Source organism: Streptomyces cadmiisoli (assembly GCF_003261055.1).
GTDB lineage: Bacteria > Actinomycetota > Actinomycetes > Streptomycetales > Streptomycetaceae > Streptomyces > Streptomyces cadmiisoli.
In genome coordinates, this window is record NZ_CP030073.1 from 5,200,545 (window position 1) to 5,219,943 (window position 19,399).

The 19,399-nt window shown below is 72.5% G+C and carries 17 protein-coding genes and 1 tRNA gene; 14 read left to right on the plus strand and 4 right to left on the minus strand.

Annotation, left to right across the window (positions count from 1 at the left end; all coding sequences use genetic code 11):
• Positions 1–24: 24 nt before the first annotated feature.
• The gene (locus DN051_RS22660) at positions 25–648 is read right to left on the minus strand and encodes a 5-formyltetrahydrofolate cyclo-ligase (protein ID WP_112439389.1); all 624 of its coding nucleotides are present in this window, start codon (positions 646–648) and stop codon (positions 25–27) included.
• 94 nt (positions 649–742) lie between these two features.
• On the opposite strand from DN051_RS22660, the gene galU reads away from it, so the two are divergent.
• From galU to DN051_RS22695, 7 genes are all read left to right on the plus strand, one after another.
• Positions 743–1,645 carry a UTP--glucose-1-phosphate uridylyltransferase GalU gene (gene galU, locus DN051_RS22665; RefSeq protein WP_053761039.1) on the plus strand — a complete coding sequence of 301 codons (903 nt, stop codon included), beginning with the start codon at positions 743–745 and terminating at the stop codon, positions 1,643–1,645.
• A 5-nt stretch (positions 1,646–1,650) separates the two neighbouring features.
• Positions 1,651–2,973, plus strand: a complete 1,323-nt coding sequence (glp, locus tag DN051_RS22670) for a molybdotransferase-like divisome protein Glp (RefSeq protein ID WP_053760974.1) — start codon at positions 1,651–1,653, stop codon at positions 2,971–2,973.
• A gap of 83 nt (positions 2,974–3,056) precedes the next feature.
• Positions 3,057–3,536: a cyclic pyranopterin monophosphate synthase MoaC gene (gene moaC, locus DN051_RS22675; RefSeq protein WP_053761040.1), complete on the plus strand. Its 480-nt coding sequence runs from the start codon at positions 3,057–3,059 to the stop codon at positions 3,534–3,536.
• Positions 3,533–4,072 carry a MogA/MoaB family molybdenum cofactor biosynthesis protein gene (locus DN051_RS22680; RefSeq protein ID WP_053760975.1) on the plus strand — a complete coding sequence of 180 codons (540 nt, stop codon included), beginning with the start codon at positions 3,533–3,535 and terminating at the stop codon, positions 4,070–4,072. The genes moaC and DN051_RS22680 overlap by 4 nt, the downstream gene beginning before the upstream one ends.
• A 26-nt stretch (positions 4,073–4,098) precedes the next feature.
• Complete coding sequence (locus DN051_RS22685) at positions 4,099–4,728, plus strand: GNAT family N-acetyltransferase (RefSeq protein ID WP_234388914.1); 630 nt, start codon at positions 4,099–4,101, stop codon at positions 4,726–4,728.
• A 184-nt stretch (positions 4,729–4,912) separates the two neighbouring features.
• On the plus strand, positions 4,913–6,244 hold the full coding sequence (sepX, locus tag DN051_RS22690; RefSeq protein ID WP_053760977.1) for a divisome protein SepX/GlpR: 1,332 nt from the start codon (positions 4,913–4,915) through the stop codon (positions 6,242–6,244).
• 71 nt (positions 6,245–6,315) lie between these two features.
• A tRNA-Ala gene (locus DN051_RS22695) sits at positions 6,316–6,389 on the plus strand.
• A 109-nt stretch (positions 6,390–6,498) separates the two neighbouring features.
• Here the strand turns inward: DN051_RS22695 and DN051_RS22700 are convergent.
• Positions 6,499–6,978 carry a GNAT family N-acetyltransferase gene (locus tag DN051_RS22700; protein WP_053760978.1) on the minus strand — a complete coding sequence of 160 codons (480 nt, stop codon included), beginning with the start codon at positions 6,976–6,978 and terminating at the stop codon, positions 6,499–6,501.
• Positions 6,979–7,046: 68 nt separating this feature from the next.
• On the opposite strand from DN051_RS22700, the gene DN051_RS22705 reads away from it, so the two are divergent.
• Positions 7,047–7,850, plus strand: a complete 804-nt coding sequence (locus DN051_RS22705) for an exodeoxyribonuclease III (protein WP_053760979.1) — start codon at positions 7,047–7,049, stop codon at positions 7,848–7,850.
• Positions 7,851–7,878: 28 nt separating this feature from the next.
• Here DN051_RS22705 and DN051_RS22710 read toward each other — a convergent pair whose 3' ends face one another.
• Entirely contained in the window at positions 7,879–8,523 is a 645-nt protein-coding gene (locus DN051_RS22710) for a MerR family transcriptional regulator (RefSeq protein ID WP_053760980.1), read from the minus strand.
• A 146-nt stretch (positions 8,524–8,669) separates the two neighbouring features.
• Here DN051_RS22710 and DN051_RS22715 point away from each other — a divergent pair, with 146 nt between their 5' ends.
• The 4 genes from DN051_RS22715 (at position 8,670) to DN051_RS22730 (ending at position 12,302) form a co-directional block, all read left to right on the plus strand.
• Complete coding sequence (locus DN051_RS22715) at positions 8,670–10,187, plus strand: flavin-containing monooxygenase (RefSeq protein ID WP_053760981.1); 1,518 nt, start codon at positions 8,670–8,672, stop codon at positions 10,185–10,187.
• Positions 10,184–11,119, plus strand: coding sequence for an alpha/beta fold hydrolase (locus DN051_RS22720; protein ID WP_112439390.1), 936 nt, complete (start codon positions 10,184–10,186; stop codon positions 11,117–11,119). Before DN051_RS22715 ends, DN051_RS22720 begins: the two co-directional genes overlap by 4 nt.
• Positions 11,116–12,000 (plus strand): SDR family oxidoreductase, encoded by an 885-nt coding sequence (locus DN051_RS22725; RefSeq protein ID WP_112439391.1) that lies wholly within the window; start codon positions 11,116–11,118, stop codon positions 11,998–12,000. The genes DN051_RS22720 and DN051_RS22725 overlap by 4 nt, the downstream gene beginning before the upstream one ends.
• Before the next feature lie 74 nt (positions 12,001–12,074).
• Positions 12,075–12,302: a hypothetical protein gene (locus DN051_RS22730; RefSeq protein ID WP_053760984.1), complete on the plus strand. Its 228-nt coding sequence runs from the start codon at positions 12,075–12,077 to the stop codon at positions 12,300–12,302.
• A gap of 127 nt (positions 12,303–12,429) precedes the next feature.
• On the opposite strand, the gene DN051_RS22740 is transcribed toward DN051_RS22730, so the two are convergent.
• Positions 12,430–16,086 carry a S41 family peptidase gene (locus tag DN051_RS22740; RefSeq protein WP_246040653.1) on the minus strand — a complete coding sequence of 1,219 codons (3,657 nt, stop codon included), beginning with the start codon at positions 16,084–16,086 and terminating at the stop codon, positions 12,430–12,432.
• 168 nt (positions 16,087–16,254) lie between these two features.
• On the opposite strand from DN051_RS22740, the gene DN051_RS22745 reads away from it, so the two are divergent.
• Both DN051_RS22745 and DN051_RS22750 read left to right on the plus strand, forming a co-directional pair.
• A complete protein-coding gene (locus tag DN051_RS22745; protein WP_053760985.1) occupies positions 16,255–16,854 on the plus strand; it encodes a TetR/AcrR family transcriptional regulator in 600 nt (199 codons plus the stop codon).
• 135 nt (positions 16,855–16,989) lie between these two features.
• Positions 16,990–19,206, plus strand: coding sequence for an MMPL family transporter (locus DN051_RS22750; RefSeq protein WP_112439392.1), 2,217 nt, complete (start codon positions 16,990–16,992; stop codon positions 19,204–19,206).
• Positions 19,207–19,399 lie beyond the last annotated feature (193 nt).

The following is a 19,399-nucleotide window of genomic DNA, read 5'->3' on the forward strand; positions in this document are numbered from 1 at the left end:
GGAGGGCCCTTTCCGTGTCGGGTGTCAGACGCCGCCCGGGAATCGGCGCACGCCCGAGGGCGTCACCACCGCGTGCACCGGCCGGTCGTGCGCCTCGGCGGGGACGCGCCCGACGACCTCCGGGTCGTACAGCAGCACCACCAGGGCGGGCCGGGCTCCCGCGTCGGCCAGACGGGCGAGCACCCGGTCGTAGGAACCGCCGCCCCGGCCGAGGCGCATGCCGCGTGCGTCGACCGCGAGTCCGGGCAGCAGGACGGTGTCCGCGGCGGTCACCGCGTCCGGCCCGAGGCGCGGGCCGGAGGGCTCCAGGAGGGCCATTTTCCCGCCGTGTCGGACGCGGTCGAGCGACCCCGGGCCGGTGTACACGCCCCAGTCGAGGTCGTTGTCGGGCAGCAGCGCCGGCAGCAGGACGCGCACCCCGCGCGTGTGCAGCGTGTCGAGCAGCGCGAGGGTGCCGGGTTCGCTCCCCACCGAGACGTACGCCGCGACCGTGCGCGCCTGCGACAGTTCCGGCAGGTCGAGTGCGCGCTGGGCCAGCGCGGCGGCGGTCGCCCGCACGTCATCCGCGGGCAACCTGCCTCTCACCGTGAGGATCTCCCGCCGCAACGTTCGCTTGTCAGGCTCGTCGGCGTGTCCGACGTGGCTCATGGGTCGCTCCCGTACTGTGTCGAATGTGCGCATATGACAGCCAAATAACCGGAGCCACTGATTCCAGGCAAAGGCACCGGATATGGTTGCCGGCATGACCCAGTCTCACCCCAGGATCAGCAAGGCCGTCATTCCCGCGGCAGGCCTCGGCACCCGGTTCCTGCCGGCCACCAAGGCCACTCCCAAGGAGATGCTGCCGGTCGTCGACAAGCCCGCCATCCAGTATGTGGTCGAAGAGGCCGCGTCCGCCGGTCTCGACGACGTCCTCATGATCACGGGCCGCAACAAGCGCCCGCTGGAGGACCACTTCGACCGCAACTACGAACTCGAGTCCGCCCTCCAGAAGAAGGGCGACGCCGGGCGGCTGGCCAAGGTCCAGGAGTCCAGCGACCTCGCCACGATGCACTACGTGCGCCAGGGCGACCCCAAGGGCCTCGGGCACGCCGTCCTGTGCGCGGCCCCGCACGTCGGCAACGAGCCGTTCGCGGTCCTCCTCGGCGACGACCTGATCGACCCCCGCGACCCCCTCCTCCAGCGGATGATCGAGGTCCAGGAGCAGCGCGGCGGCAGCGTCATCGCGCTGATGGAGGTCGAGCCGGAGCAGATCCACCTCTACGGGTGCGCGGCCGTCGAGACCACCGAGGACGGCGACGTCGTCAAGGTCAACGGCCTGGTCGAGAAGCCCGAACCGGCGGACGCGCCGTCGAACTACGCCATCATCGGCCGCTACGTCCTCGACCCGCACGTCTTCGGAATACTGCGTCAGACCGAGCCGGGCCGCGGCGGCGAGATCCAGCTGACCGACGCGCTCCAGCAGCTCGCACAGGACGAGAAGGTCGGCGGCCCGGTGCACGGCGTCGTCTTCAAGGGCCGCCGCTATGACACCGGCGACCGCGGCGACTACCTGCGTGCCATTGTCCGACTCGCGTGCGAACGTGAGGACCTGGGCCCGGACTTCCGGACCTGGCTTCGCAGTTACGTCACCGAGGAGATGTAGCCACCTTGAGCACCGCCGCGTCCCGAGCCACCGGCCAGAACCACCTGTGGTCGGTGGACGAACACCTGGAGGACATCCTCGCCACCGTCCGCCCCCTGGAACCCATCGAGCTGCAACTGCTCGACGCCCAGGGCTGCGTCCTGGTCGAGGACGTCACGGTGCCGGTGTCCCTGCCGCCCTTCGACAACAGCTCGATGGACGGGTACGCGGTGCGGGTCGACGATGTCGCGGGCGCGAGCGAGGAGTTCCCGGCCGTGCTGGAGGTGGTCGGGGACGTCGCGGCCGGCCAGGCCGACCTGCTCCAGGTCGGTCCCGGCCAGGCCGCCCGCATCATGACCGGCGCCCCGCTCCCGCCCGGCGCCGAGACGGTGGTCCCCGTGGAGTGGACCGACGGCGGCCTCGGCGAGGGCCCGGTCACCGCGATGCCGGCCCGCAGCCGGGACCCCGAGGGTGCCGCAGGGCACGTGCGGGTGCACCGGCCGGCCGAGGCACGCGCGCACGTGCGCGCCCGGGGAAGCGACGTCAAGGCCGGGGACCGCGCCCTCGAAGCCGGCACCGTTCTCGGACCGCCGCAGATCGGGCTGCTCGCCGCCATCGGACGCGGCACGGTGCGGGTGCGCCCGCGTCCGCGCGTGGTCGTCATGTCCACCGGCAGCGAACTCGTCCAGCCCGACGAGGACCTGGGCAGCGGCCAGATCTACGACTCCAACAGCTTCGCCCTCACCGCCGCCGCCCGTGACGCCGGCGCCATCGCCTATCGCGTCGGCGCGGTCGCGGACGACGCCGAGACCCTGCGCACCACCATCGAGGACCAACTCGTGCGCGCCGACCTGATGGTCACCACGGGCGGGGTGAGCGTCGGCGCGTACGACGTGGTCAAGGAGGCCCTGTCGCACGTCGGGGACGAGGACGAGCCGGGCAGCGGCATCGAGTTCCGCAAGCTCGCGATGCAGCCGGGCAAACCGCAGGGCTTCGGGTCCATCGGCCCCGACCACACCCCGCTGCTCGCCCTCCCCGGCAACCCGGTGTCGTCGTACGTCTCCTTCGAACTGTTCGTCCGGCCCGCGATCCGCACCCTGATGGGCCTGGAGGACGTCCACCGGCCGCGCACCCGGGCGACCCTCACCACGGACCGGGCGCTGACCTCGCCGAAGGGGCGCCGGCAGTTCCTGCGCGGCAGCCACTCCGACGGACGGGTGACACCGGTCGGCGGGGCGGGGTCCCATCTGGTGGCCGCCCTCGCGCACGCCGACGCGCTCATCGTCGTCCCCGAGGACGTGGAGTCCGTCGAGCCCGGCGCCGAGGTCGAGGTGGTCCTGCTCCGCTGAGAGCCCCAGGTTGGGGGTACCGTGTCGCGCACGACAGGCCCGTGCGCCGCACCGCGACGGGCCCGGACCGGGAGCGCCGCACCATGAGCACGCAGGACCGACTGACCCATATCGACGAAGCGGGGGCCGCCCGCATGGTCGACGTGTCGGACAAGGACGTCACCGCCCGCACGGCGCGCGCGAGCGGACGCGTCCTCGTCGCGCCGCGTGTGATCGAGCTGCTGCGCGGTGCGGGCGTTCCCAAGGGCGACGCCCTCGCCACCGCGCGGATCGCGGGCATCATGGGCGCCAAGCGCACCCCGGACCTGATCCCGCTGTGTCACCCGTTGTCGCTGTCCGGTGTGACACTGGACCTGTCGGTTACGGACGACGCCGTGGAGATCGCGGCCACGGTGCGTACGACGGACCGCACGGGCGTCGAGATGGAGGCGCTCACCGCGGTCTCCGTCGCCGCGCTCACCGTGATCGACATGGTCAAGGCGGTCGACAAGGGAGCGGTCATCACGGACGTGCGGGTGGAGTCGAAGACGGGCGGCAAGTCGGGCGACTGGAGCCGGGCGTGAGCGGCAACGGATACCGCGCACTCGTCGTCACGGCGTCCAACAGGGCGGCGTCCGGCGTGTACGAGGACAAGGGCGGCCCACTGATCGCCGACGGCCTCAAGGGCTTCGGGTTCGACGTCGACGGCCCCCAGGTCGTCCCCGACGGCGACCCGGTGGAGGCGGCGCTGCGCGCCGCGGTGGACGCCGGTTACGACGTCGTCGTCACCACCGGCGGCACCGGCATCTCCCCGACCGACCGCACGCCGGAGGCGACCCGCGCGGTGCTCGACCGCGAGGTGCCGGGCATCGCGGAGGCCGTCCGGGCCCACGGACGGCCGAAGGTGCCGACCGCGGCGCTCTCCCGCGGCCTCGCCGGAATCGCGGGCCGCACCCTGATCGTCAACCTGCCGGGCTCCACCGGCGGCGTGCGCGACGGCCTCGCCGTGCTGGAGCCCCTGCTGCGCCACGCCGTGGACCAGATCCGCGGCGGTGACCATCCAAGACCCTCCCCCAGTGCCGAACAGGCCTGGGAGGTGCCCCCAGGGGGTGTGAGCTGAACACCGCATCCTGGCCCGTGGAACTGGTGGAGGGCGATGTCGTCCTCCGGCCGATAAAGCTGCGCGACCAGCGGGCCTGGCGTGAGGTCAACCGGCGCAACCGCGACTGGCTGCGCCCCTGGGAGGCCACCATCCCGCCGCCCACGCCCGGCGGCCCGCACACCCACCGGCCCACCTACCGCCAGATGGTCCGCCATCTGCGCTCGGAGGCGAACGCGGGCCGGATGCTGCCGTTCGTCATCGAGTACCGGGGGCGGCTGGCCGGGCAGTTGACGGTCGCCGGGATCACCTGGGGCTCGATGTGCTCGGGACACGTCGGCTACTGGGTGGACGAGGCGGTGGCCGGCCGGGGCGTGATGCCGACCGCCGTCGCGCTCGCCGTGGACCACTGCTTCCGGAGCGTCGGGCTGCACCGTGTCGAGGTCTGCATTCGCCCGGAGAACGGGCCGAGCCGCCGTGTCGTGGAGAAACTCGGATTCCGCGAGGAGGGCCTGCGCCCGCGCTATCTCCACATCGACGGGGCCTGGCGCGACCACCTCGTCTTCGCCCTCACCGCGGAGGAAGTGCCCGACGGCCTGCTGAACCGGTGGCGGCGCAAGCAGGTGCCGTCCTCCGCGCCCCGCGATCCGCAGAACACCCCCCGGAATCCCGCGTAACTCAAGAATTGAATAAATGTTCGAAAATGATCGGCTGGTGACCGCTCGGGGGCATTGAATTCGCGCTCCCGGTGACCTACTGATCGCCTCGGTCACAAGAAAAGCTCGAAATATCAGCCAGATCGTGCGACACACCGGCTCAATTGGCAGATGGCCTCACGCAAACCCCTCTACCGTGTGAGACGTGAGCAGCAGCGGCCTCATCTACGCAGTCATTGTCGGGGCCTGGGCCGCCTACTTGGTGCCGATGTGGCTCCGTAGGCAGGACGAGCTGAACGAGGCCCGTCCGACGGAACGCTTCAGCACCGCCATCCGGTTGCTGTCCGGACGGGCGGGCATGGAGCGCCGGTACGCCAAGGACCTGCGGGCACGCTCCGCCGACGAGGAGGAGTGGGAGCCCGGCGTCGACGACCCGGACGCGGTCACCGACTCGGTGGACGTCCGGGCCTTCGCCGTGTCCTCGACCGGGGCCCGGGTGCAGGCGACGGTCCAGGAGCACGGCGCGGAAGGGTCCCGGCCGGCGCGCGAGCAGAGCGGCGCACCGACTCCTCCCGGCGCCCGCGTGCCCGCCCCCGCGTCGGGTGCGGCGCCCGCGCCCGAGCCGCAGGTCGCACCCCCTCGTCGGCCCGTGGACGCGCCCGCCCGTCCGTCCGGAGCCACTCCGGCGCGCGACGGGGCCGTCGCGTCGGCGCGCAACCGCGTCCCGTCGGCCCGGCGTGCCCCCACCTCGGAGGCGGACGCGGCGCGTGCCCGGCGCTCGAAGGTCCTCGCCCGCCGGCGCCGCACCACGGTGATGCTGTTCCTGGCGTTCACCCTCGGCGCGGTCGTCGCCGCCGTGGGCGGGCTCACCCTCCTGTGGGCGCCCGCCGTACCGGCCGTGATGCTCAGCTCGTACATCGCCTATCTGCGGACGCAGGAACGCCGCCGCTTCGCCTACCAGATGGACCGCCGCCGGGCCGAGGCCGCAGCGCAGCGGCTGCGTGAGTACGCGCGCCGGTCACGTCGGCACCCGGCCGTCGAGGAGGGCCCCGGCGACTGCGACGAGGTGTCCGAGCCGGAGGCGGACCCAGGACTGTCGGCGCTCGCCGCGGACCGGCGGGCGCTGGTCGAGCAGACCGACCACGCCGAGTGGGTCGACCAGCAGCGGGAGCGCCGGAGCAGGCCGGGGCGCGGCGAGAGCTGGGACCCGGTGCCGGTGCCCCTGCCGACGTACGTGACCGCGCCGGTGGCTCCGCGGGCCACGGCCGATGTGGACCTCGAGGCGTCGGACGCGTGGAGTTCGGCGCGGTCGAGTGCCGTCGCCCCGGAGCAGGACGCCGGTGCCGGAGCGCCGGCGGCGACCGCTCCGGCCGCCCCGCGGGCCGCGGAGCCGGACGAGGCGGAGGACCGGGCCGACGAGGAGGGCCGCAGCGACGCGCGCCGCGCCGCCTCGGCGCGCAGGGCGCGGGAGCGCGGGCGTACGCCGCTGTTCGACCAGTACGAGGACGGGGAGCGGCCGCGGGCGGCGAACGAGTAGGTGCCGGTCCGGCCCGCGGGAACGGATTTCCAAGCAGGCCGATCGGGGTGCTAAAGTTTCACTCGTTGCAAGGGCCTGTGGCGCAGTCCGGTAGCGCACCTCGTTCGCATCGAGGGGGCCAGGGGTTCAAATCCCCTCAGGTCCACCGCAACAACTGCCCCGAGGAAACTCGGAGTCGGTTGAAAGGATCCCGTCCGATCGGTTGATCGGGCGGGATTCTTGTTTTGTCGCCCCCCGCCGGGGCTGATGCCGGGTCAGGCGAGGGGCTTCGCGAAGCAGCGGCTGGCCTCGTGGAAGCGGTAGTAGCCGAACTTGGCGCAGGGCTCGTAGCCGCTGGACGTGTACAGGGCGATGGCCTCCGGCTGCTGCGTCCCGGTCTCCAGGACCATGCGGGTGCGGCCGGCGGCGCGGGCGTCCTCCTCCAGGGCGGCCAGGATGCGCCGGGCGAGGCCGCGCCCGCGCAGTTCCTTGTTGACGTACATGCGCTTGAGTTCGGCGTCGCCGTCCTCGTTGCCCTCGTCGTTCCTGTCCTGGGTGCGCCAGCCGCCCGAGGCGACGGGGCGGTCGTCCGTGTCGTAGGCGATCAGGTAGACGCCCCTCGGGGACCGGAAGTCCGACGGGTCGAGGACGGTGGCGTCGCCGCCGTCGCCGTAGCGCTCGTGGTATTCGGCCTGGACCTCGTCGTTGAGCTTGACGGCGTCGGGGTGGTCGAAGGAGACGCGACGTATATTCATGCCAATTATCGTACATCTATTCGAGTAGCGGATCCGGACATGGTCCAGTGTGCCGGTATCGTGCGCGAGTGCTCACTGTGACCTCTGTGAATGTGAATGGATTGCGGGCCGCCGCGAAGAAGGGATTCGTGGAATGGCTCGCCGGTACGCAAGCCGATGTGCTCTGCCTCCAGGAGGTGCGTGCGGAGCCGGGGCAGCTGCCGGAGCACGTGCGTGAGCCGGAGGGCTGGCACGTCGTGCACGCCCCCGCGGCCGCCAAGGGTCGGGCGGGCGTCTCCCTCTACAGCCGGCGTGCGCCGGACGCCGTCCGGGTCGGGTTCGGGTCGGCCGAGTTCGACGACAGCGGCCGGTACGTCGAGGTCGACCTGCCCGGTGTGACGATCGCCTCCCTCTATCTGCCGTCCGGTGAGGCCGGTACCGAGCGGCAGGACGAGAAGGTCCGGTTCATGGACGAGTTCCTCGGCCATCTCAAGGAGCTGCGGCAGCGGGCCGCCGCCGAGGGGCGCGAGGTGCTCGTCTGCGGCGACTGGAACATCGCCCACCAGCAGGCCGACCTGAAGAACTGGCGCGGCAACACCAAGAACTCCGGCTTCCTGCCCGAGGAGCGGGAGTGGCTGGGGCGGGTCCTCGGCGCCGGGGACGGCGGGTACGTCGACGTCGTGCGGGCGCTGCACCCGGACGTGGAGGGGCCGTACACCTGGTGGTCGTACCGGGGGCGGGCCTTCGACAACGACACGGGATGGCGGATCGACCTCGCCGTGGCGACGCCGGGGCTCGCCGGGCGGGCCGTCAAGGCGGTCGTCGAGCGGGCGGCCACCCACGCCGAGCGGTGGTCGGACCACGCGCCGGTGACGGTGGTCTTCGACAGGTGATGCCGGGGGGCCGCGCCTGCCGGAGCGGCTACGCGCCCTCGCGCAGCCTGCGGTCCATGGCCAGGGACAGCTCCGCCTCGACGACGCTCCGGGCGAGCGGGCGCAGCCGCGGCAGGTCCTCCTCGGAGGCGTGCCGCAGGACCAGTTCGGCGAAGAGTCCGGCCAGGGCGTCGGCGTGCTCGCGCACCCGTCTGCCGGCCGCCAGGACCTCCGCGAGGGGGATGCCCTCGCGGACGAGCTCGGAGGAGACCTCCAGCAGGCGGCGGCTGATGTGGACGATCTCCTCGCCGTCGGTGCCCAGATAGCCGAGCTCCAGGGCGGCCGCCAGGTTCTCGGGGGTGACCTGGCCCGCGAAGTGGTCGGCGAGTTCCTCGGGGGTGAGGCGGACCGGGGTCTCCTCGGTCGGGGCGCCCAGCCCGAGCAGGTCGCCGACGTCCCGGCCGTGGTCGAACGCCTCGGCGAGTTCGGCGATGCCGCTGAGGGTGTGGCCGCGGTCGAGCAGTGCGCCGATCGTCCGCAGCCGGGCCAGGTGCTGGTCGTCGTACCAGGCGATACGGCCCTGTCGGCGGGGTGGCGGAATCAGCTTGCGCTCGCGGTAGAAGCGCAGGGTGCGCACCGTGATGCCGGCCAGTCGGGCCAGCTCCTCCATGCGGTACTCACGCTTGTCTGCCACGCCCGCACCCTATGTCGTACCGTCGGTAACTTTCCTCGCGCCGACCCCTACCGATCGGTACGGCTCTCCTCTACTCTCCCGATTGTGCCAGTGAACACTGGCAGAGTCGCGGTGCGCGAAGTCGCGTGGCATGGAGGGGCGTCGGTATGGCCGAGCACGAGCATGTACGGGTGGCGGTCGTGGGGTCCGGCTTCGGCGGACTCGGGGCGGCCGTGCGGCTGCGCCGGGAGGGGGTCACCGACTTCGTCGTCCTGGAACGGGCCGACAGCGTCGGCGGCACCTGGCGGGACAACAGCTATCCGGGGTGCGCCTGCGACGTGCCCTCGCACCTGTACTCGTTCTCCTTCGCGCCCCATCCCGACTGGCCGCGCACCTTCTCCGGGCAGGAGCACATCCGCGCCTATCTGGAGCACGTCACGGACGTGTTCCGGCTGCGCCCGCATCTGCGCTTCAACTGCGAGGTCAAGAAGATGACCTGGGACCCGCAGGGGCTGCGCTGGGACATCGAGACCAGCTCCGGCCGGCTCACCGCCGACCTCGTGGTCTCCGCCACCGGGCCGCTGTCCGACCCGAAGGTGCCGGACATCCCCGGACTCGACACCTTCCCCGGCAAGGTCTTCCACTCCGCGCGCTGGGACCACGACTACGACCTGCGCGGCAAGCGGGTCGCCATGGTCGGCACCGGCGCGTCCGCCATCCAGATCGTGCCGGCCATCCAGCCCGAGGTGGAACGGCTCACCGTCCTGCAGCGCACCCCGCCGTGGGTGATGCCGCGCATCGACCGCGCGATCACCGGGCCCGAGCGGTGGCTGCACCGCCGGCTGCCCTTCACCGCGCAGGCGCGGCGCGGACTGCTGTGGGGCATCCGCGAGTTGCAGGTCCAGGCGTTCACCAAGCATCCCGATCAGCTGGGCGTCGTCGAGCAGCTGGCCAGGCGCAACATGGCCCGTGCCGTCAAGGACCCGGACCTGCGCGCCCGGCTCACCCCCGACTACCGCATCGGCTGCAAGCGGATCCTGCTGTCCAGCGAGTACTACCCGGCCCTGACCCGTCCCAATGTGGACGTCGTCGCCGGCGGGCTCGCCGAGGTGCGCGACTCGACGGTGGTCGCCGCGGACGGCACCCGCGCCGAGGTCGACGCGATCATCTTCGGCACGGGCTTCCACGTCACCGACATGCCGATCGCCGACCGGGTCGTCGGAGCGGACGGCCGGACCCTCGCCGAGGTCTGGAAGGACGGCATGGAGGCGCTGCGCGGTGCCTCCGCCGCGGGGTTCCCCAACTGGATGACGATCATCGGCCCCAACACGGGCCTCGGGAACTCGTCCATGATCCTGATGATCGAGTCCCAGCTGAACTACCTGGCCGACTTCGTACGGCAGTTGGACGTGCTCGGCGGACGGGTCGCGCTCGACGCCCGCCCGAGCTCCGTGCACACCTGGAACCGCCGCGTGCAGGACCGGATGAAGCGCACGGTGTGGAACACCGGCGGCTGCACCAGCTGGTACCTCGACGCGGCCGGCCGCAACACGACCATCTGGCCCGGTACGACCTCGGAGTTCCGGCGGGCGACCCGGCGGGTGGACCTCTCCGAGTACACGGTGCTCCGGGCGCCCGCCCGGGCGACGGCCGGCGAGCAGGACACCGTGGAGGCCGCGATATGAGCCGCCTGCTGCACGTCTCCTCGGGCCCCTACGCCCCGCCCGTCCCCGCCCGCGAACTGACCGTCGTCTCCGCCGACGGCGCCCGGCTGCACGCCGAGGTGCACGGTGCCGAGGACGCGCCGCCCGTCGTACTGGTCCACGGCTGGACCTGCTCCACCGCGTTCTGGGCGGCGCAGATCCGGGAACTCGCCGCCGACCACCGGGTCATCGCCTACGACCAGCGCGGCCACGGCCGCAGCCCCGCGAGCCCGGCGTGCAGCACCGAGGCGCTCGCCGATGACCTGGAAGCCGTTCTGGCCGCGACGCTCGCGCCCGCCGAACGGGCCGTGATCGCCGGGCACTCGATGGGCGGCATGACGGTACTGGCGGCCTCGGCGCGCGAGGGGTTCCGGGAGCACGCCGCGGCCGTCCTGCTGTGCAGCACGGGCAGTTCACGGCTGGTCGCCGAGTCGACGGTGCTGCCGCTGCGCGCGGGCCGGCTGCGCACCGCGCTGACCCGTCGCGTCCTCGGCTCGCGCGCCCCGCTCGGCCCGGTCACGCCGCTCGCCCGGCGGATCCTCAAGTACGCCACGATGGGCGCCGGTTCGGCGCCCCACATGGTGGAGGCGTGCGCGCGCATCGTGCACGCCTGCCCGCGCCGGGTGCGGCACGCCTGGGCGCACGTACTGGCGCTGCTCGAGCTCGACGAAGCGGTGCGGGCGCTCGCGGTGCCGACCGAGGTGGTCGTGGGCTCGCACGACCGGCTCACGCCGCCGGTGCACGCCCGGGCGCTGGTCGCCGCGCTGCCGAGGTGCGTCGGACTGACCGAACTGCCCGGGCTCGGCCACATGACGCCGGTGGAGGCGCCCGAACTGGTCAGCGGCCGCATCCGGGAACTGGTCACCACGTACACGAACAGCGCGGCGGACGCCGACGTGAAGGAGGGGGCATGAGCAAGGTGAGCCTGGAGGGGCAGGTCGCGGTCGTCACCGGGGCCGCGCGGGGCGTCGGCGAGTTGCTGGCCCGCAAGCTGTCGGCGCGCGGCGCGAAGGTGGCGCTGGTGGGGCTGGAGCCGGACGCGCTCAAGCAGCTCTCCGAGCGGCTGCACGGCGACAGCGGTCACTGGTACGCCGACGTCACCGACCACGAGGCGATGGCGCGCGTCGCCGGGGAGGTCGAGGAGCGGTTCGGCAAGGTCGACGTCGTCGTCGCCAACGCCGGTGTCGCCGCCGGGGGTCCCTTCGCGGACTCCGATCCGGAGGCGTGGCGGCGCGTCATCGAGGTCAACCTGATCGGTTCGGCGGTCACGGCGCGGGCGTTCCTGCCGGTGCTGCGGGAGAGCCGCGGCTATCTGCTCCAGATCGCCTCGCTGGCCGCGATCACCCCGGCGCCCATGATGACGGCGTACTGCGCGTCCAAGTCCGGTGTGGAGGCGTACGCGCACAGTCTGCGCGCCGAGGTCGGCCACCAGGGCGTGAAGGTGGGCGTGGCGTATCTGTCGTGGACCGACACCGACATGGTGCGCGGGGCCGATCAGGACGACGTCATGCGGGAGTTGCGGCAGCGGCTGCCGTGGCCGTCGAACAAGACCTATCCGCTCGGGCCCGCGGTGGACCGGATCGTGGCCGGGATCGAGCGGCGGTCGAGCCATGTGTACGGGCAGCGGTGGCTGCGCGGGATGCAGGGGGTGCGCGGGTATCTGCCGGGGCTCATCGGGACGGTGGGGCAGCGGGAGATGCGCCGGTTCGCGGACCGGTTGCAGGGGATGCGGACCGGGCTGGTCGGGGCGGGCGGCGCCGCCGACGAACAGGCCCGCGCTACACAGCGTAGTTGATCGAAATGCGGAGCGTGTCGGCCCGTGCAAATCTGGTCGAGGCCCGATCCCCTCACCCACAACAGGAGTGAATCATGGGCATGAAGGACCAGTTCCAGAACAAGGCCGAGCAGATCAAGCACCAGGCCAAGGAGCGCCACGGCCAGGAGAGCGAGCCGAGCCGTCGCGGCGACCGTCCCGGTGAGCGCCCCGGCGAGCGTCCCGGCGAGCGCCCCGGCGCCCCGCGCGAGCGCAGCCGCGAGGAGAGGCAGCGGGAGCAGGAAGAGGCGGAGGACCGCTTCGACCACGACTACGACCGGTAGTCACCGCGGCCCGGCCTCGGCCGGTTCGACGTGGGGCGCCCTTCCACCGCGAAGGGCGCCCCGCGCCGCGTCCGCGCCCGTGTCCGTGTTCGCCTTCACGGCGCCCGCGTTCGCCCCGCTTCCGTCGTCACGGCCTGGGGGGCAGCTCGGGGCGGGAGCGGTCGGGTACGTCGTCCAGGTTCGGCGGTGTCGCCGCAGGGTGGCCGGCCAGCAGGTCGAGGGCCAGGCGGACCGCGTCGGCCAGTTGGGCATGGCGCCCTTCCGCCCAGTCCAGGGGGGTGCGCAGGGCCTCCACGTCGGGGGCCACGCCGTGGTTCTCGACGGACCAGCCGTAGGCGTCGAACCAGGCCGCGTTCATCGGGACGGTGATCACCGTCCCGTCGCCCAGGCGGTGACGGCCCGTCATGCCGACCACCCCGCCCCACGTCCGCTGACCGACGACCGGCCCCAGGTTCAGCAGTTTGAAGGCGGCCGTGATCATGTCGCCGTCGGAGGACGTCGCCTCGTCCGCCAGCGCCACCACCGGACCGCGCGGGGCATTGGAGGTGTACGAGACCGGCTGGGCGTTGCGGGTGAGGTCCCAGCCCAGGATCTCGCGGGTCAGCTTCTCGATGACCAGTTCGCTGATGTGGCCGCCCGCGTTGCCGCGCACGTCCACGATGAGCGCGGGCCGGGACACCTCCACACGCAGATCGCGGTTGAACTGGGCCCAGCCCGAGCCGCCCAGGTCGGGAATGTGCAGATAGCCGCAGCCGCCGCCGCTCAGCTCCCGGACGACGGCCCGGCGTTTGGCCACCCAGTCCTGGTAGCGCAGCGGCCGCTCGTCGACGAGCGGGACGACCGCGACCCGGCGGGGCGGGCACAGGACTCCGGCCGCGACAGCGGCTTCGGCTCCAGCGCTGGTTGCGGCTCCGGCGCCGGTTCCCGTCTCGGCTCCGGCACCTGCCGGGGCTTCGGCTCCGGCTCCCGCTTCGGCTCCGGCTCCGGCGTCGGCACCCGCCGGGGATCCGGCTTCGGATTCGGCTCCGGCTCCCGTCTTGGCTCCGGCTCCGGTATCTGCCGGGGATTCGGCTCCGGCTTGGGCATAGGTTCCTGCCGCGGCACCGGCTTCTTCCCCCGCACCGGCTTCTTCCCCCGCACCGGCTTCTTCCCCCGCACCGGCTTCGGCCTCGGCTCCGACTTCGGCCCCGGTTCCGGTTCCGGCCTTGGTTCCCGCCCCCACCTCGGCCCCGGCCTCAACACCCTCCCCGCCCCCGGCATCCGACGTGCCGTCCGGTGCCGGGCGGCGTGCGGACGGGGGCTGGACGAAGGTCAGCTCCACCGTCGTACCGCCCGCGCCCGCCAGGAGCGGATACGGGCCGCTGACCCGGTTCACCGGGCGTCCGTCCACGTGCGTCAGGACGGCGCCCTCCCGGATGCCCGTGCCGGCCAGCGGTGAACGGGCCCTGGAGTCGGAGGAGTCGCCCGGCAGGATGCGCTTGACGGTCCAGCCGTCCTCCCGGCGGACGAAGTTGGCGCCGAGCAGGCCCTGGCGGCGCTGGTAGTGCCGCGGGCCCTCGTTGCGGCGGGCGGCGGTGACGTAGGCGTGCGAGGTGCCCAGTTCGCCCAGCATCTCGCGCAGCAGGTCGGCGAACTCGTCCGGCGACGCGACGCGGTCGACCAGCGGCCGGTACTGGTCCAGCACCCCGTCCCAGTCGATCCCGCACATCCCCGGGTCCCAGAAGTAGGCGCGGATGAGCCGGCCCGCCTCCTCGAACGCCTGGCGCCACTCGGCGCCCGGGTCCACCTCGTGCATGATGCGCCGCAGGTCGATCCAGGTCGTCGTGTCGCTGTCGCCGGCCTCCGTGGACGGCACCGCGCGCAGGTCGCCCTCGTCGACCACGACGAGGCGGGTGCCGTCCCCGCTGATGGCGAACCAGTCCAGGTGGTCGACGAGTTCGGACTTCCTGGCCTTCGTGATGTTGAAGTACTCCAGCGTCGGGCGTCCGCTGATGTCGGCCGGGTTGACGAAGGTCTCGCCCAGCGCGCCGGAGATCGGCCAGCGCAGCCAGACCAGTCCGCCGCCCGCCACCGGGAACAGCGCGGAGTACTTGGAGGCGGTGACCGGGAAGGGGGTCACCCGGCACTCCAGGCCCTCGATCTCCACGCTCGCCGCGCCGCCGTCACCGGGCTCCTCGTCCTCGACCGGGTCGAGTCCGCCGGCGGCCGGACGCCCGTCCGGGCTCAGGGCGAAGGGGGAGGGGGTGGCCGAGGACAGCGGGACCAGGTAGGGGCGGCAGCCCAGCGGGAAGGACAGGTCGCCGGTGTGGACGTCGTACACCGGGTCGAAGCCGCGCCAGGAGAGGAAGGCGAGATAGCGGCCGTCGCGGGTGAAGACCGGGTTCTCGTCCTCGAAGCGGCCGTTGGTGACGTCGACGACCAGACGGTCCTCGATCCGCGCCATCTTGATCTGCCTCAGGGAGCGCCCGATGCCCGGGTGCGACCAGGTCAGCCATGCCCCGTCCGGGGAGAAGGCGAGGTCCCGCACCGGCCCGTTGAGCGACCGGATCAGCTCGGTGACCCCGCCGCCGGATTCCTCCCCCGGGTCGACCAGCAGCAGCCGCCCGTCGTGCGCCGCGACGGCGAGCCGCTCGCCTTCCGGATCCGAGACCATCTCCAGGACACGTCCCAGCTCCCCCTGCGCCAGCCGGCGGGTCGGGCGGTCGCCGGTGGCGCGCGGGAGTTGGGCGATCTCGATGGCGTCCTCGCCCTCCGCGTCCGTCACGTAGGCCACCCGGCCGCCCGGTCCGAGCATCTCCGGGAGGCGGACCCGCACGCCCGGCGTGTCGGTGAGCGTGCGCGCCGGGCCGTCGCGGTGTGTCAGCCAGTACAGGCTCCCCCGGACGACGACCGCGCTCGCCCGGCCCGTCTCGTCGACGGAGATGCCGTCCAGGTGGTGGGCGGCGGGCACCTGGTACCTGCGGCGGCCCGCCCGGGGGCCGCTCAGGCGCACGTCCAGCCGGCGGGGCACCGAGTGCGGGGACAGGTCGTCGACCAGCCACAGGTCGCCCGCGCACTGATAGACCACCCGGGTCCCGTCGCTGGACGCGTGCCGGGCGTAGAAGGCGTCGTGGTCGGTGTGCCGCCGCAGGTCGGAGCCGTCGTGAGCGCAGGAGTAGAGGTTGCCGACGCCCTCGTGGTCGGAGAGGAAGGCGATGCGGCCGGCGACGAACATGGGGGAGTGCAGATGGCCCTGGAGGCCGGCGAGCAGCCGCCGTCCGTGCAGCCACAGCCTGCCCATGGCGCCGCCGCGGTAGCGCTTCCAGGACGCCGGTTCGTGCGGCGGGGTGCCGGTCAGGAGCAGGGTGCGGCGCTCGCCGTCCAGGTCGGCGACCTGGATGTCGGCGACCGGGCCCCAGGGCAGCTTGCGGCCGGGGTCGCCGTCGGTGGAGACCTTGTAGGCCCAGGTGAAGTGGGAGAAGGGCTCACCGTGCGAGGCGACGGCGAGAATGTCGCCCTCGGGGGTCCAGCCGCAGACCTGGGTGTCCGCGCTGCCCCAGTGGGTCAGCCGCCGCCCCTCGCCGCCCTCGGCCGGCACCAGATGGATCTCCGGGACGAGGCTGCGCCAACTCGTGTACGCGATGCCGGTGCCGTCGGGCGAGAAGCGCGGGTGTCCGATCTTGGTGCGGTCGACGGTGAGCCGCCAGGCGCGGCCCGGACCGTCCAGCGGGGCGAGCCAGAGATCGTCCTCGGAGACGAAGCACAGCAGGTCACCGCTGAGGTGGGGCAAGTGCAGATAGCTCACGTCTCCATGCTTTTCCGGGCCGGAGGCCGGAGCAACTCGTGCCGCCGGAGGCACGTGACGCGCGACACGTACGAAACCGTTTCGTTTCGATGAATGGCTGCGCTATCGTCGTCCTGTACGAAACAGTGCCGTTCGGCACATCCGACGGAGCAGAAGAAGGTGAGTGGCATGGCTGAGGCCGCAACGGCGCGTCGCAGTCGTCTCACGCCCGCACGCGAGGCCGAGCTCTACGGAGCCGTGCTCGATCTGCTCCGGGAAGTCGGTTACGACACCCTCACCATGGACGCGGTGGCCGCCCGCACGCATTCCAGCAAGGCCACCCTCTACCGCCAGTGGGGCGGCAAGGCCGAGCTGGTCGCGAAGGCGATCCGGCACTACAAGCCGGGCGGCCTCGCCGACGTCGACACCGGGTCGCTGCGGGAGGACCTGCACGCCCTGGTGGCCCGTGAGGACGACTGCGTCATGGCGCAGAACGCCGCGCTCATGCGGGGCCTGGCCATGGCCATGCACACCAACCCGGACCTTCTGCGGGCCTTCAAGGAACTGATCGTCGAGCCCGAGATGAACGAGTTCCACCGGGTGCTGCGGCGTGCCGTCGACCGGGGCGAGGTCCGTGCGGACAACCCCGCGCTGGGCTACGTCGTGCACATGATGCTCGGCGCTTTCACCACCCGGTGGCTGATCGACGACCTGCCGCCCACGAACGCCTTCCTCACCTCGTACATCGACGCCGTGATGCTCCCCGCTCTCGGCGTCTCCACCGGCTGAGTCCCCGCACCTCCACCTCCACCTCAACCTCCACCTGACGCGACCGCTCACGTCGTCGGGACGATCACCCCTGCCTCCCCACGGGTTGATCACCCCTGCCCGAACACCCCACGACCTGACCGGGAGTACGCCCTCGTGGCCACGTTTCTCTACAAACTCGGCCGGCTCGCCTTCCGGCGACGGCATCTCGTCGCCCTGATCTGGGTCGCGCTGCTGACGCTCGCCGGTGTCGGCGCGGCCAGTGCCCCCGCGGCCGGCAGCGGATCCTTCTCCATCCCCGGCACCGAGGCCCAGAAGGCCTTCGACCTGCTGGAGGAGCGCTTCCCCGGCACGAGTGCCGACGGAGCGACCGCCCGCGTCGTCTTCAAGGCCCCCGACGGCGGGAAGATGACCGACGCCGGCCCCCGCGCGACCGTCGAGGAGACCGTCGAGGAGCTGTCGGACGGCTCCGAGGTCGCCTCGGTCGCCGAACCGTACGCCGCGAAGGCGATCAGCCGGGACGGCACGGTCGCCTACGCGTCGGTGCAGTACGACGCCGCCGGCATGGAGCTCGCGGAGTCGACCAAGGAAGCCCTGGAGGACGCGGCGCAGAACGCGCGGGACGCCGGGCTGACCGTGGAGGTCGGCGGTGACGCGCTCCAGGCGGCACCCGAGACCGGCTCCACCGAGATCATCGGTATCGCGGTCGCCGCGGTCGTGCTGGTCGTCACCCTGGGCTCGCTGGTCGCCGCCGGCCTGCCGCTGCTCACGGCGCTCATCGGCGTGGGCATCGGCGTCTCCACCATCACGGCGCTGGCCGACGCACTCGAACTCGGCTCCACCACCTCGACGTTGGCCATGATGATCGGCCTCGCCGTCGGCATCGACTACGCGCTGTTCGTCGTCTCCCGCTACCGGGCCGAACTCGCCGAGGGCCGCGACCGCGAGGAGGCCGTCGGCCGCGCCGTCGGCACGGCGGGCTCGGCGGTGGTCTTCGCGGGCCTGACCGTCGTGATCGCCCTGGCCGGTCTCGCGGTCGTGAACATCCCGATGCTGACCAAGATGGGCCTCGCGGCGGCGGGCACCGTCGTCATCGCCGTACTGATCGCGCTGACCATGATCCCCGCGCTGCTCGGCTACGCCGGCCGCAGGGTCCAGCCGGCCGGCGCCCGGAGCAGGCTGCTCGGCGGCCGCGGGTCCGAGGGTGCCGGGAGCCGGCCGAACATGGGCACGCGCTGGGCGAGCTTCGTCGTCCGCCGTCCGCTCGCCGTCCTGCTGCTCGGTGTCATCGGCCTGGGCGCCGCCGCGGTGCCGGTCGGCTCCCTGGAACTGGGCCTGCCGGACGACGGCTCGCAGCCGACGTCGACCACCCAGCGCCGGGCCTACGACCTGCTCTCCGAGGGCTTCGGCCCCGGCTTCAACGGCCCGCTGCTGGTCGTGGTGGACGCCCGCGCCAGCGACGACCCCGAGGAGGCCGCCACCACGGTGACCGGCGAGGTCGAGGAGATGGCGGGTGTCACCACGGTGACCCCGGCGCGGCCCAACAAGGCCGGTGACACCTTCACCATCACCGTGATCCCGGACTCCAAGCCCTCCTCGACCCAGACCGAGGACCTGGTCCACGCGATCCGCGACGCGGGCACCGGCATCGAGGCGGACTCGGGTGCGCACGTGCTGGTCACCGGGTCCACTGCGATGAACATCGACTTCTCGCAGCGGATGAACGACGCGCTGGTCCCGTACCTGGCCCTGGTGGTCGGCCTCGCGTTCCTGCTGCTGATCGCCGTCTTCCGGTCGATCCTCGTCCCGCTCAAGGCGGCCCTCGGGTTCCTGCTGAGCGTGCTGGCGGCGCTCGGCGCCGTGGTCGCGGTCTTCCAGTGGGGCTGGCTCGCCGGGCTCATCGGTGTCGAGGAGACCGGCCCGATCATGTCGATGATGCCGATCTTCATGGTGGGCGTGGTCTTCGGTCTCGCGATGGACTACGAGGTCTTCCTCGTGACCCGGATGCGGGAGGCCCACGTCCACGGCGAGAAGCCCGGCCAAGCCGTGGTGACCGGCTTCCGGCACGGCGCGCGGGTGGTCGCCGCCGCCGCGGTGATCATGATCGCGGTGTTCGCCGGCTTCATCGGCTCCGGCGAGTCCATGGTGAAGATGATCGGCTTCGGCCTCGCGGTGGCCGTCTTCTTCGACGCGTTCGTGGTCCGCATGGCCGTCGTCCCGGCGGTCCTCGCCCTGCTCGGCGGCAAGGCGTGGTGGCTGCCGAAGTGGCTGGACCGCGTCCTGCCCGACGTGGACGTCGAGGGCGAGGGCCTGCGCACGATGTCCGGCCCGGACCGCGCGGCCGGCGAGGAGAAGCAGCTGGTGCGCGCCTGACGTTCGGCATCCGGCACCGGGCCGGCCGGTGAGGGTTCCGTGGGGACGGGGCAGCCCTCACCGGCCTCTTCGTGCGCGGGTCCGTCAACACCGGTGCGGTGTATGGAGGTTGACGTTCCCTCACCCGCGGTGCGCGGAGCGCCGTATCCGAATCCGGTCGCATGTGCCGTACACGTACCGCTAGCGTGCGGGC